14 protein-coding genes are annotated in these 13699 nt (G+C 32.4%); 3 read left to right on the top strand and 11 right to left on the bottom strand.

The features are described 5' to 3' along the window. The first annotated feature begins 130 nt into the window (after positions 1 to 130). Positions 131 to 772 (top strand): hypothetical protein, encoded by a 642-nt coding sequence (locus LQ679_RS04650; RefSeq protein ID WP_037589261.1) that lies wholly within the window; start codon positions 131 to 133, stop codon positions 770 to 772. Between the two features lie 51 nt (positions 773 to 823). Further along, entirely contained in the window at positions 824 to 1072 is a 249-nt protein-coding gene (locus LQ679_RS04645; protein WP_025904751.1) for a GlsB/YeaQ/YmgE family stress response membrane protein, read from the top strand. A 55-nt stretch (positions 1073 to 1127) separates the two neighbouring features. Here the strand turns inward: LQ679_RS04645 and LQ679_RS04640 are convergent, their stop codons facing one another. The 9 genes from LQ679_RS04640 to LQ679_RS04600 all read right to left on the bottom strand — a co-directional run bounded on the left by LQ679_RS04640 (position 1128) and on the right by LQ679_RS04600 (position 10258). Continuing rightward, positions 1128 to 1859, bottom strand: coding sequence for a YwiC-like family protein (locus LQ679_RS04640; RefSeq protein WP_239740035.1), 732 nt, complete (start codon positions 1857 to 1859; stop codon positions 1128 to 1130). Between the two features lie 76 nt (positions 1860 to 1935). Next, entirely contained in the window at positions 1936 to 2763 is an 828-nt protein-coding gene (locus LQ679_RS04635; RefSeq protein WP_107596457.1) for an aldo/keto reductase, read from the bottom strand. Between the two features lie 13 nt (positions 2764 to 2776). After that, entirely contained in the window at positions 2777 to 3499 is a 723-nt protein-coding gene (locus LQ679_RS04630; protein WP_239762202.1) for a pseudouridine synthase, read from the bottom strand. 245 nt (positions 3500 to 3744) lie between these two features. Continuing rightward, complete coding sequence (locus LQ679_RS04625) at positions 3745 to 4062, bottom strand: DUF3817 domain-containing protein (RefSeq protein ID WP_025904747.1); 318 nt, start codon at positions 4060 to 4062, stop codon at positions 3745 to 3747. Positions 4063 to 4065: 3 nt separating this feature from the next. Then, a complete protein-coding gene (locus LQ679_RS04620; protein WP_025904746.1) occupies positions 4066 to 5412 on the bottom strand; it encodes a hemolysin family protein in 1347 nt (448 codons plus the stop codon). Positions 5413 to 5646: 234 nt separating this feature from the next. Beyond that, positions 5647 to 6435: an alpha/beta fold hydrolase gene (locus LQ679_RS04615; RefSeq protein ID WP_239762201.1), complete on the bottom strand. Its 789-nt coding sequence runs from the start codon at positions 6433 to 6435 to the stop codon at positions 5647 to 5649. 203 nt (positions 6436 to 6638) lie between these two features. After that, a complete protein-coding gene (locus LQ679_RS04610) occupies positions 6639 to 8570 on the bottom strand; it encodes a PTS fructose transporter subunit IIABC (protein ID WP_037589266.1) in 1932 nt (643 codons plus the stop codon). Positions 8571 to 8588: 18 nt separating this feature from the next. Continuing rightward, entirely contained in the window at positions 8589 to 9500 is a 912-nt protein-coding gene (pfkB, locus tag LQ679_RS04605; RefSeq protein ID WP_204258764.1) for a 1-phosphofructokinase, read from the bottom strand. Then, positions 9497 to 10258 carry a DeoR/GlpR family DNA-binding transcription regulator gene (locus LQ679_RS04600; protein WP_126476684.1) on the bottom strand — a complete coding sequence of 254 codons (762 nt, stop codon included), beginning with the start codon at positions 10256 to 10258 and terminating at the stop codon, positions 9497 to 9499. Before LQ679_RS04600 ends, pfkB begins: the two co-directional genes overlap by 4 nt. 173 nt (positions 10259 to 10431) lie before the next feature. Between LQ679_RS04600 and LQ679_RS04595 the strand changes: the two genes are divergently transcribed. Further along, entirely contained in the window at positions 10432 to 11625 is a 1194-nt protein-coding gene (locus tag LQ679_RS04595; RefSeq protein ID WP_232193858.1) for a M20 metallopeptidase family protein, read from the top strand. 70 nt (positions 11626 to 11695) lie between these two features. Here LQ679_RS04595 and LQ679_RS04590 read toward each other — a convergent pair whose 3' ends face one another. Then, complete coding sequence (locus LQ679_RS04590) at positions 11696 to 12604, bottom strand: aldo/keto reductase (RefSeq protein ID WP_025904740.1); 909 nt, start codon at positions 12602 to 12604, stop codon at positions 11696 to 11698. Positions 12605 to 12615: 11 nt separating this feature from the next. After that, positions 12616 to 13545 carry a CobW family GTP-binding protein gene (locus tag LQ679_RS04585; RefSeq protein WP_239740032.1) on the bottom strand — a complete coding sequence of 310 codons (930 nt, stop codon included), beginning with the start codon at positions 13543 to 13545 and terminating at the stop codon, positions 12616 to 12618. Between the last annotated feature and the right edge of the window lie 154 nt (positions 13546 to 13699).

Raw genomic sequence — 13699 nt, 5'->3', positions numbered from 1 at the left:
TTTATACTATTAAAGTTTCATTCATTTGTCAAAGGGTCTTTAATTTTTTCACAAAACATATATTTAGTGATTATATGTTTAGAAATTGTTATAATTCTTAGATGAGACTATTTTAAGGCAGGAGACAGATATGGCATTCCTCGTTTCAATTAATATCATTCTGTGTATCGTCTTGATGTCATATAACTTTGTAGTAATGAATAAGAAATCGCGTATCAATCATTACGCTATTTCAATCACAATTGCTTTGAATGGTTTAATATCCTTTATAATCATCAAAGAAATCAACTTCATCACGATTGCAGTAACGACTATGTTACTTATATGGGCATTTTTACATACATGGATTCAAATTAAATACGTTCCAAACTACATTGAAAATCAATATTTCGTACTTTATATCATTACGATTGTATTTAGTATGTCTTTAAACATTGTTTATTTAGATAGTACACTTTCAATTTATCAATCTGTACCTTATTTAGGTGTCAGTTTATTTATATTTGGCCAAATCATTGCTTATTTATCGTTATTCACAGAACCTATTGAATCAGACGGTAAAAGGCTCGCAAAAATTTACCAAAATGGTATATATCGATACTTTATTCATCCACGTTTAGTTGGTGAGATATTATCGATTGTGGCGTTAATATGTATGATTGTCCTTACGCCCCATTGGTTTCTATTAATACCAGTGTTCCTTTTTTATATTATGTTTATTTTATGGCAAAAGTTATTCAAAACTTCTTATTATGTTTCACATAGTGAATAACAGGGTACTTAAATATAGAAATAAGAAATATAAATAAGGAGGTACACTCAAATGGGCTTTATATTAATGTTAATCGTAGGTGGCCTAATAGGTTGGCTAGCAGGTGTTATATTAGGTAAAGATATACCTGGCGGCATAGTCGGTAATATTATTGCCGGTTTAATTGGTTCAGCGATTGGTGGTTCTTTACTAGGAGATTTAGGTCCAGTATGGGGTGGCGTCGCAATCATACCAGCACTAATCGGTTCAATTATTTTAATTCTTGTATTATCATTTATTTTGAAATTAATCAAAAAATAATTAATCTTCAATTAATAGATAAAGTTAAAGCAACCATCCGCGGATGGTTGCTTTTTTAATGTAAAAATATCGATCCAACTACTAATACAAATACTGAATTAGCTATTTCAATTAAACCTACATGCATAATTTTTATTTTCTTACCATATAGAACGACTGATCGTATTAAACTCGGTATATACATCAACATAACTAATGGATGTATAAAGAATCCTACAACAACTATACATAAATGATAAATCCAAGATGACCATTTATATTTTACGGATTTTTTCTCTCTAATCATCGTCTTAACGTATAAAATTGTACCAAAGAAATATAAGAAACTTAAAATAAAGACTGGTAACCAAGATTGTACATCTGTTATAGATACATTTAATAAAGCGCTGATCACACCAAATAAACAGAATATCAAGACAGCTATTAAATCATTAGTAAATGCTCTTTCATTTTTCTTTTTAGCAAAATAGGCATTTAATAGTGATAAAGGTACCATCAGTAGAAAAATCCATATCGTAACGGGTTTATGTAATACGATTGGTACAAATGATATGACGACAATCAAAGCAAATATGCCTGCCGTATAAATATAACCTATTATTTTCTTCCTTTTCTTTAAGTAGAAGAAAATTTGGTCACTCATGAAATAAGATGCCAGTACACCTAAATACAATAATAAATGAAAGTATGTAAATCCAGTTGCTGCAATTCCGAATGCGATTGGTAGTACAATCATTGACCATACGCCATGTTGATTTGGTTTTTTAAATTTAAACAAATAAAACACCTCCACAGTTTTATTTTACTAAAAGATGCATATGAAATACATCTTAATTCAAACAAATCTGTGAAGGTTCTATATTTTACTTCATATCTCCAATTTTAACTTCATCTGGATCTCTAAATTGTCGTTCATCTGTATTTAATTGGTCGATTTTGGCTAAATCTTCATCACTCAATTCAAAATCAAATACATCAAAATTCTCTCTGATTCTATTATCATTTTGAGATTTTGGAATAACGAGTCTACCTTGTTGTAAATGCCATTTAATAATAACTTGGGCAACAGTCTTGTTATACTGATCTGCTATACTTTGTAAATCTGCGTTATTTAACCATTCCCCACCTCTCATTAGAGGACTCCATGCCATTAATTTAATTCCTTTACTTTCGCAATATGCTTGTAATGCTTTTTGATTAAATAACGGATGAAACTCAACTTGGTTAACTGCAGGGACAACTTCAGTTTCAGCTAATAATTGATCTAAATGATGTTCTTTAAAATTACATACACCAATTGCTTTAATTTTGCCTTCTTTATATAACGTTTCTAATGCTTTATACGTTTCAATAAATAATCCGTCTGCAGGACATGGCCAATGAATTAAATACATATCGATATACGTAAGTTGCAATGATTCTAATGAGTCATTAAACGCTTTAATAGTCGCATCATACCCTTGGAAGTCATTCCATAATTTAGTTGTAATAAATAAATCTTCTCGCTTAATATTAACTGTTTTTAAAGCCTCGCCTAATGCTTTTTCATTTTTATAAAACCAAGCTGTATCTATCGCACGATATCCTGCATCAATTGCAGTGTGGACGACTCTCTCAACATCTGCATCTTCAATTTTGTATACGCCTAAACCTAATTCTGGTATCTCTACATTGTTATTTAATTTAACCATTTTATTATCCCCTTTATTTAGATGTCATACGGTCTCTTTTAGGTGTATAAGCGAGCGAACGTGTCAGTTCTTCAAATTCTTCTTTCGTTAAATCACGCCATTCACCATATTTAATACCATCAAGCTTAATATTCATAATGCGAATTCTTTTTAATTTTTTTACATTATATCCTAACGTTTCACACATACGTCTAATTTGACGATTCAAACCTTGTGTTAAAACAATTTTAAATGTTCTATCATTAATTTGCGATACTTTCGCTGGAAGTGTCTTTTGATTTAAAATTTCAACACCATCAGACATTTGCTTTAAGAAGTCTTTCGTTAAAGGCTTATCTACTGAAACGACATATTCTTTTTCATGATGATTTTCAGCACGCAAGATTTCATTAACGATATCTCCATCACTAGTAAGGAGTAATAATCCTTCTGAATCTTTATCTAATCTACCAATATGAAAAATTCTTTCATGGTGATTGACGTAGTCTACAACATTACCTTTAACATGTCTCTCAGTAGTAGATGTAATACCACGCGGTTTATTGAGTGCTATATAAACATAACCTTTATCAATTGTAATGACTTCACCATCAACCTTCACAACATCCGTACTTTCAACTTGAGACCCTAGTGTCGCATATTCGTCATTAATTTGAACGCGATTAGCACTTATCCATTTATCAGCACCTCTCCTCGAACATACACCAGTTTCACTTAGAAATTTATTAATTCTCATAAAAATGATTCCTCTCTCAATCTATCTACTATATTCCCTATTTTACATGATGATCTTCATTAAAACAAAACAGTGTGTGTCTATTTTGGACTTCTGACGACTTTTGTATAGGCTGTCTTAGTTACACTTCCACCGACTTTTGTTACTAACGGCCTCCTTAGTTACACTTCCGACGACTTTTGTAATTGATACAATAAAAAAAGAGCACAGGATCCAAATGTTTGTCCCATGCTCTTCGTATCAATTTATGATTGCGTTATCTTTTCATAAGATTTGCCATTTATAAAGAAATGATCAAATATAAATGTTCCAAAAGGAATAAAAGCTGTTATAAAAGCAATGACTGGCCACTTTATATGAATTCTAACAATCAGTGCCATTACCAATATCATAATGACATACATTGAAAATAATCCACCATGTATCATGCCTAATACTGAAACTACATTTGGATTACTCAACATATACTTGATAGGCATTGCTATAAATACTAATAACAGTAATGATCCACCTTCTAAATATCCTGTAAACCTAAATAATGATGTTAATGTAGTTTTGCTCACGTTTTAATCCTCGTCTTCTTCGTCTTCGTCAAAGATACTTTTTCTTTCTTTTATAAAATCTTTGTGTAAAGCAACTGTCTTAATTTGGTGATTTTCAACATCAATGACAACCCATTTATCATATTCTGTATCGACATAGTCGTCTTTTTCAATTTCTGGGTTATGTGCTTGTAACCAACCACCGATTGTATCAATATCGTCTGAATCTACAAATTCAATTCCGAATTTTTCTTCTAGTTCTGATAAAGTTACACGTCCATTAATTTGGTAAGTATCTTCACCAGTTTGAATGATATCATTTACTTCATCATCATCAAATTCATCACGAATTTCACCAACGATTTCTTCTAATATATCTTCCATCGTGATGACACCAGCTGTACCACCATATTCATCAATAACTAACGCCATATGAACATGATCTTTTTGCATTTTTACTAATGCATCACTAATTCTTGTAACTTCGTGAATAAGTGGTAAGTCATGTACGTAGTTATTAATTTTAATTTGTTCACCTGAAGCGTATTCTGTTAAAAATTCTTTAACATTGATAAAGCCTTTAATATGGTCTTTATCGCCATCTTCAGTAATTGGGTAACGTGTGTAATGATGTTCATTTATAATTTCTAATAATTCTTCAATATTAAATGGTTCTGTTAATGTAACCATTTGTGTTCTAGGTACCATGATATCTTTTGCTAATCTTTCATCGAATGAGAAAATATTTTGCATATAAGCTAATTCAGTGTGGTTGATTTCACCACTTTGATAGCTTTGAGTCATGATAAGCTTTAATTCTTCTTCTGACATTGCTTGTTCTTCGTTAGTAGGTTGAATACCTATTGCTCTAACTAGAATACGTGCTGCGCCATTCATTGACCAAATTAACGGTTTCATAACGATACCGAAATAATATAATGGTCGGCCGAAGACAAGTGTAAGTCTTTCTGCCTGTTGAATTGCTACCGTTTTTGGTGCTAATTCACCAACTACTACATGGATAAACGTTACAATTAAGAAACTGATCGCTATGGAGAAAGTTGTAGTTAATGCGTCTGGCAAGTTAAAGAAGTCTAATACAGGATGTATTAAAACTTCAAATGTCGGTTCACCAATCCAACCTAATCCAAGTGATGTTACAGTAATACCAAGCTGACATGCAGATAAATAATAATCTAGTTCTTTGATCATTTTATGTACAATTTTAGCTGATTTACTTCCTTCAGAAATTAATTGTTCAATTCTAGTTATACGCACCTTTACAAGCGCGAATTCAGATCCTACAAATACCATTGTAAATGCAATTAATATAAAGAATACAATAAAGTTTATTATGGTCGAAATTTCCAATTAGTTCCCTATTTCTAGGGATTCACCTCCAAATATTTTGCGGTGACGCTATGGCCACCTTTGTATGATTTTGTTCAATAAGTTTATTTATGATATACGTTTTCAAAACTAAATCCTTCCCATTTAGCGTCACCTCCCCCGATATTAGCATATTATTTTTAGTGTACCATATTTTTATCTCAATTTAAATGATATAAGAAAGAATGTAAATGTAGAAGTCTACACATACATTCTTTATATAGTCGTCGTTCCAACGTGTTGCATGATAAATTTAGAACTAATTTTATTAAAAGCTTCTGGTTGATCAATATTACATACGTGACCAGCTTGCTCTATTATTTCTATTGAAAAGTTTTCATTTTCTTTAACGAGTCTTTCTACTGGTGGCATAAATAAATAGTCTTCTTCTCCCATGATAAAGAGCGTTGGAATATCTCTTGTTGCAACTTGTAAATGTGCTAAATAAGGATTCACAAGCTTCGTTAATTTAACCCATTTAATAAATTGTTTTTGAGACACTTTCTTAGCTTCATTCACAAATCTTAATCTTGATTCTTCATGAGCTTTCCTAGGCATAATAATGTATGCAAATAATTTATAAAGCAACATATACGGCACAAAATTCATAATTGTACGGCCGATTGCTAACAAGAATTTAGTCCTTAAATTCACATTAATGATGGCCCCACCTAAAACCAATGTCGTTATTCTCTCCGGATATGATTGCGCCATTGTTTGACCAACAATTGTGCCAAGGCTCATACCAATAATATGTGTCTTGTCTATATTTAAATAATCCAATACATCTACAACTTCTTTTGCTAAATGTTCAAATGAATCATTTTTCTTCCATTCTTTATTCGCAGACTTCCCATGTCCTCTTAAATCTACGAGTAATATATTAAAATGTTTCCTATAATATCTCATTTGTTTAAACCAAATCGAAGAACTACCACCAGCTCCGTGTATCAACGTAACCCATTCTGCGTCATTTGATTTAATAATTGTCTTGTAATATAACATTGTTCACATCTTTCCCTATGTTTACCATTTTCTACATATTATAATAATTTAATTTAATCATATAAAAATTTCCCCAACTTTTCAATTTTAAACATGTTAAATCAGCATCATACTTTTGGCCGAGGATTTAAGGTAATGATTAAAAAAGCTGTCTACAAAGTCACAACTCTGTAGACAGCTTATAATTTAATACGATATATTGATTATTCTACTTCTTCAGCGATTTCAAGTTGCTCTTTCGTTAATTTAGGTTTAATAACACCATAAATAATTGCTGCAACTAATGCACCGATAACTACTGCTAGTAATGTTTGTAATACATGACCGAAGTCAGTTGCAAATATAACAAAGATACCGCCATGTGGTGCTTGAATTCTTGAACCTAATCCTAAAGCTAACGCTCCGCCAATACCTGAACCAACCATCATTGATGGAATGACACGTAATGGATCTGCTGCTGCAAATGGAATAGCACCTTCTGTAATGAATGATAATCCCATCACATAGTTTGGAATAATAGAACCTTTTTGTGCTTTAGTAAATTTCTTTCTAAAGATTAACATCGCTGTTGCAATTGCTATTGGTGGAATCATACCACCAACCATAGCTGCCGTAATTGCTGCTGCATTTCCTTCTGTTAACGCTGCTGTCGCAAATACATATGCCGCTTTATTAAATGGACCACCCATATCTATTGCCATCATTGCACCAATTACTAAACCTAATAACATAATATTAGAACCAGATAAGTTATTTAATCCATCTAATAATAAATTGTTTAACCATGCTGTTGGTGGATTCACCACGTACACCATAAGTAATCCAGTAAGTGATACTGATAAAATTGGATAAATTAATGTAGGTTTTAAACCTTCAAACATTTGAGGTAAGTTCTTAAATACATATTTGATACCTTCTGTTAAATAACCTGCAAGGAAACCAGCGATAATACCACCTAAGAACCCTGAACCACCTGCTACTGCTAACATACCGCCGACTAAACCAGATGCGAAACCAGGTTTATCTGCAATACTTCTAGCGATGAAACCTGCTAAAATAGGCACGATTAATTTAAATGCACTTTCGCTACCAATCGACCATAAATTAGCTGCAAATTCGTTATATTGTCCACTCTTTGGATCAAATGAGTTTTCACCAAATAAGAATACGATTGCCATCAAGATACCACCAGATATAACGAGTGGTAACATATTAGAAACACCATTCATTAAGTGTTTATATATCGTCTTAGATACACTTTGTTTTTCATTGCTAGCAGCACTACTTTGTTTCGTACCTTTAGCTACGAATGGTTTACGTGATGTGTCTTGCGCCATATTGATTAATTCTTCTGGGCGTTTAATACCATCAGCAACCGGAACTTGAATTACATTTTTACCATCGAAACGATCTGTTTCAACATGCACATCCGCAGCTACAATGATACCTGATGCTTTTTCAATTTCTTCATCTGTTAAGTGATTTTTAATACCGCCTGAACCATTTGTTTCAACTTTAATAGGTACACCCATTTTTTTAGCTTGATTTTTCAACGCATCCGCAGCCATATAAGTATGTGCAATACCTGTAGGACATGCTGTTACAGCTAATACAAGTCCTTTTTCTGAATCCGCTTCTGCATTCGTTACAGCTGCTTCTTCTGAAGTTTCATCTGAAGCTTCATCATCATGCTTATTAATGATATTTAATACTTCTTCTTTACTTTTCGCTTGTAATAACTCTGCTCTTACATCTTCATCCATCAAAATACCTGAAAGTTTAGCAAGGGCATCTAAATGTGTTTGTGCACCACCAGCTGGCGCAGCAATCATAAAGAATAAATGAGCTGGTTGCATATCTAATGATTGATAATCTACACCTTCAACAGATTTACCAAAAGCAATCGCTGCAGACTGTACAGCATCTGTTTTAGCATGAGGAATCGCAATCCCTTCACCAATTCCTGTTGTACTTTGTGACTCTCTTGCATGAATCGCTTCTTTAAAAGTTGCTTCATCGCTTAATTTCCCAGCGCTGTTTAATTGTGCAACTAACTCATCAATGACTTGATCTTTACTTGTTGCAGAAAGATCCATTGCAATGGTTTCCTTCGTTAATAGTTCTGTAATTCTCATTTTAATAACCTCCCTATTTTAAACATGTTTAATGATTACTTTAGAAATTATTTTTTCTATATCTTCTTTATTAGCTAAATCCGCATTAAATGCTGTTGCTGTACCACAGCTTACTGCCAATTTAAATGCTGATTCTATGTCTTTGCCGACTTCTAATCCTGCTACCATACCAGCAACAGTACTGTCACCTGAACCAACTGTATTCACAACTTGACCACTTGGTACGATAGCTTTTAATCGTGTTTGTTGATCCACATAAATAGCACCTTCTCCACCGAGTGAAACGATGACTGCTTGAGCACCTTCATTCAATAATTGCTCAGCACATTCAATAACTTCTTGATCTGTTTCAATTTGTTTATCAAATATTTCTTCTAATTCATGTTTATTTGGTTTAACAAATTTCGGATTATACGCTAGTACTGATTTCATCAAATCTTTCTCAGCATCAACGATTAAATTTGCACCAGTTTGTTTAAGTATTTCTGCTACTTCTTGATAGACTGGATTTTGTAATGAACTTGGCACACTGCCCGCAATTATAACCGTATCTTCTGATTGCGTATTTTTCATTTTCGTTAAAAATTCTTCATAGTTATGTGGTTCAATATTTGGTCCCGGACCATTGATTTCAGTTTCTAAACCAGATTTTAATTTCACATTGATTCTTGTATCATCTTTAACCTCTACGAAGTCAGTTAAGATGTTTGCTTGATTAAGTGCATCTTTAATAAAATCTCCAGGAAATCCACCTATAAAACCTGTTGCTGTACTTTTGATATCTAATGTTTGAAGTACTCGAGAAACATTGATACCTTTTCCACCAGCAAACTTGTTTGTTTCATGTGCTCTGTTTAATTCACCTACTTCAAATTGATTGGTAAACATTACATAATCAATTGATGGATTAAACGTAACTGTATATATCATTTTTGTCCTCCGTTAATGTTATATTTTTCTTTAAATTGATTTAAATTATTTAATGTTTGAATCGCTTTTTGTGAAGTTAGTATCTCTATTGATTTATCATATGTTACTTCCGCAAACGATACTTCATTAAATTTAGAATGATCTAACAAGACATATACTTGAGATGCTAAATGAATGGCCGTTTCTTTCATTTCTGATTCGTAAGGGTCTGGTGTCGTTAACCCATAGTTCAAATCAATGCCATTCATACCAATAAAAGCTTTGTCAAAACGATATCTTTCAAGGGATTTAACTGCATTTACGCCTATATTCGCAAATGTCGTTGCCTTTACTTCTCCACCTGTCATATAAACAGAAATGCCTTTTTCTAATAACGGTCTTACATGTGTTAAACCATTTGTCACAACGATAATATCTTGTTGTGTAATGAACGGAATCATTTCTAAAGTAGTTGTCCCAGCATCTAAATATATCGTATCTCCATCTGAAATTTGACTGACAGCTAATCGTGCAATCTCTCGTTTTTCATCTTGATGTCGCGATTCTTTATCTGTCATATTACGCTCTTCATGGCGCTTTGTTATTTGAGTTGCACCACCATGAACTCTTTTGAGCATACCTCTTTCTTCAAGTTGAGATAAATCTCTCCTAATTGTTGATGTACTTGAATTCGTCAAATTAATAAGTTCTTGTAGAGATACTGTTTCCCGTAGATTAATCTCTTCTAATATTAATTGATGTCTTTCAGTCGTTAACATACAATCTCCCCTATTCCTCTACATAATAAAACGTTTTCATTTCATTGTCAATCACTTTCGTTCACAATCAACCAAAATCAACCAAAATTTTTTAGTTGTTTTATAAGTGCAATCATTTTATACAGTAAAAGATTACTGTTATACTTTTCTAGTATAATTTTAGGAGGTAAATCATGAATAATTTAAAAGAAAAGCTTTTTAACCTAATTGAAAAGAAAGAAAGTGCCATGATTGATATTAGAAGGCATTTGCATCAACACCCAGAACTATCATTTGAAGAAACGCAAACTGCTGAATATATTAAATCATTTTACGAAGGCAAAGATGTTAAAGTAACACAACCTTTAGAAAAAGAACATGCTATTATTGTAGAAATTAAAGGTGGTCAAGAAGGTAGAACGATTGGTTTAAGAGCTGACTTTGATGCTTTACCTATAACAGAAGAAACAGATGTTCCTTTCAAATCACAAAATGAAGGTGTTATGCATGCTTGTGGTCATGATGCTCATACTGCTTATTTAATGGGGCTTGCAGATGCACTTATTGAAATTAAAGAAGAATTACCTGGCACAGTTAAAATCATTCATCAACATGCTGAGGAGAAACCTCCTGGTGGTGCTAAAGCACTTGTAGAATCTGGTGTACTTGACGATTTAGATGAAGTTTATGGTATCCACATCGTTCCAGTAGCTGGACCAGAATTTATTGGTTACAATAAAGGACCTTCATTCTCAGGAAGTTCAACATTCAAGTTGACGATTAATGGTTTAGGCGGACATGCAGCAAGTCCACACAAAACACATGACGCATTAGTTGCTGGGACAAACTTTGTAAATGCTATTCAAACGATTGTATCAAGACGTATTGATCCATTAGATATGGGTGTCGTTACGATTGGCGCATTCGAAGCACCAGGTGGATACAACGTTATTCAAGATAGCGTTACAATCAAAGGTACTGCTAGATATTTAAACCCTGAATTAGAAGAAACAATGTATCAAGAAATCAAAAAAATTGCAGATAGTGTTGCAGTGGGCTTCGATATTGAATATGACTTAGATTATCAATTTGGTTATCCTGTACTTTACAACCACCCAGAACAAACTGATAAAGTAGCAGAAATATTATCAAATAGTAAAGGCGACTATTTCCAACAATTAGTTGAAATACCTCAAGTTACAGGTTCAGAAGACTTCGCATACTATCTACAAAAAATTCCTGGTTCATTCTACATTGTAGGAAGTAAACCTGAAGGAGTAACAGAACCATATATGAATCATCACCCTAAATTTGATGTGAATGAAGATTGCTTGCAAGTTGCAGCAAAATCTTTAGGAGAAATTACATTAAACAGACTAGAAAAATAAATATTAATCTAAAAAAATGAGGCTGAAACCTGTATATTGGTTCTAGCCTCATTTTTATATCATTATCATACTATAATATATCTTCACCACGTGATGCGACATAAATATCGAACCACTCTTGATCTGTTAATTGTAATTTCGTAGCATTTACAGCTTCGTCAACTCTTTCTATCTTACTTGAACCTACAATTGGCATTACTTTTGATGGCAATCTGAGTAACCAACTGTAAATCACTGTGCTCACTGATACGTTATATTTTTCTGCTAATGGTTGTATAACTGCCATAATGCGTCTTGCTTTTTCATCATTTTGATCAAATAATTTACCGCCAGCTAATGGACTCCATGCCATTACTTTAACATCATGTTGCAACATTCTATTTAATGTACAATCTTCAATATTTTCGAGTTGATATGGCGATACTTCAACTTGATTGACTGAGATATGCGACATTTCTTTCTTCAAACTCTCATTTAACAATTCATATTGATTACATTTAAAGTTTGAAACACCAAATGCTTTTATTTTTCCTTGCTCAACTAAATGCATCACTGCACGCGTTACTTCATCTGGATCCATTAATGGAGATGGACGATGAATCAGTAGCGTATCGATGTAATCCGTCTTAAGATTTAATAGCGATTTATCAACTGATTCAATAATATGATCATAACTTTGATCATATCGATGACCAGTATTTTTAGCGATTTGATCATTCGGTAAAATAATACCGCATTTTGTGACGATTTCAATTTTCTCTCTTAAATTAGGTGTTAATGCTAATGCATCACCAAATAATGATTCACATGTATAATTACCATATATATCCGCATGATCCATTGTTGTAATGCCTCTATCAACTATTTCATGTATGAAATCATTTAATTGTTGATTGTTATAACCCCATTCATTCAATCTCCAAAAACCATGTACAATTCTAGAATAACTAACATGTTTATTTATACGAATTCTTTCCATCCCATCATCTCCTAAGAAAAATTCAACATATCTAACTTGTTACGAATACTTGCTTTATCTATAGATTCACCTATTATGACAATTGTTAAAGGCATATTCATTATTTCTGGTTCATATTGAGGTACCCCAAATGCATATTGAAATAAATAAGTTTGTTCTGGTTCTTCTCTAAATTTAACAAATCCTTTAATTCTAAGAATCGAATCAGGTAATTGTCTTAAGAAATTCATTAATAATTCCATTTCTATCGGACCACTAAATGTATAATTTATGGATTGAATACCGTGATGATGACTATGTTTAGCTTGAAGTGACAAAGCCTCATTTACAGGTATTTCAACACCATCAATATTTGAAAACTGCGTAAAGTGTAGGATTGGTTGATGCTTAATCGTTTGTAATGACGTTTCTAATGATGCTTTTTCTTCAGTAGATAATTCATCAGACTTATTAATAATAATCAAATGTGAATATAACATTTGTTCTTCCATTAATTGTTTCGTCTGAACGGTATATCTCGATCTTTCTAAATATCTTTTCCCGTCCATTACACCAATAATTGTTGGCATTTCAACTTTATCTACTAATGAAGGGTTTTGACATGCATCCACTACTTCTACAGGATGCGCAATACCAGTTGCTTCAATTAATACAAGATCAGGCTGGTCTTTATGATATAAATTATGTAATACAACTTCAATATCATCTTTCAATGAGCAGCATATACAACCATTTAATAAACTTTGAGTAGAGACATCATCACCTAACAAATTGCTATCAACATCAAAAGAACCAAATTCATTCATAATGATTGCGACCTTCTGGCCAGATTCCTTTGCCTTCATGATGAGTCTTTGAAGTAATGTTGTTTTACCACTACCTAAAAAACCTGTCAAAATTGTTACTGCCATTTTATTTTTATTCTTCATACTTTGACTCATATTCAAACCACCTTTCTGTAATTATATGATATAAGTTCAGAAACTACAAAGACTTAAAGTTTATCTTATAACTTATACTTTAAATATTTATAAATTACACACCACTAAAATATTTACAAAATAAAATTATTCATTATATAATGAATTAGGAGAT

The sequence above is a fragment of the Mammaliicoccus sp. I-M35 genome (assembly GCF_022386455.1).
Taxonomy (GTDB): Bacteria; Bacillota; Bacilli; order Staphylococcales; family Staphylococcaceae; genus Mammaliicoccus; species Mammaliicoccus sciuri_A.
This window is presented reverse-complemented; position numbering and strand designations above follow the sequence as displayed.

Excerpts from the sequence above, each read along its gene's own strand:
- LQ679_RS04610 (WP_037589266.1), bottom strand. The coding sequence starts at position 8,570 with ATGAGAATTACAGAACTATTAACGAAGGAAACCATTGCAATGGATCTT.
- LQ679_RS04615 (WP_239762201.1), bottom strand. The coding sequence starts at position 6,435 with ATGTTATATTACAAGACAATTATTAAATCAAATGACGCAGAATGGGTT.
- pfkB (WP_204258764.1), bottom strand. The coding sequence starts at position 9,500 with ATGATATATACAGTTACGTTTAATCCATCAATTGATTATGTAATGTTT.
- LQ679_RS04650 (WP_037589261.1), top strand. The coding sequence starts at position 131 with ATGGCATTCCTCGTTTCAATTAATATCATTCTGTGTATCGTCTTGATG.
- LQ679_RS04590 (WP_025904740.1), bottom strand. The coding sequence starts at position 12,604 with ATGGAAAGAATTCGTATAAATAAACATGTTAGTTATTCTAGAATTGTA.
- LQ679_RS04600 (WP_126476684.1), bottom strand. The coding sequence starts at position 10,258 with ATGTTAACGACTGAAAGACATCAATTAATATTAGAAGAGATTAATCTA.
- LQ679_RS04585 (WP_239740032.1), bottom strand. The coding sequence starts at position 13,545 with ATGAGTCAAAGTATGAAGAATAAAAATAAAATGGCAGTAACAATTTTG.
- LQ679_RS04595 (WP_232193858.1), top strand. The coding sequence starts at position 10,432 with ATGAATAATTTAAAAGAAAAGCTTTTTAACCTAATTGAAAAGAAAGAA.
- LQ679_RS04645 (WP_025904751.1), top strand. The coding sequence starts at position 824 with ATGGGCTTTATATTAATGTTAATCGTAGGTGGCCTAATAGGTTGGCTA.
- LQ679_RS04630 (WP_239762202.1), bottom strand. The coding sequence starts at position 3,499 with ATGAGAATTAATAAATTTCTAAGTGAAACTGGTGTATGTTCGAGGAGA.
- LQ679_RS04635 (WP_107596457.1), bottom strand. The coding sequence starts at position 2,763 with ATGGTTAAATTAAATAACAATGTAGAGATACCAGAATTAGGTTTAGGC.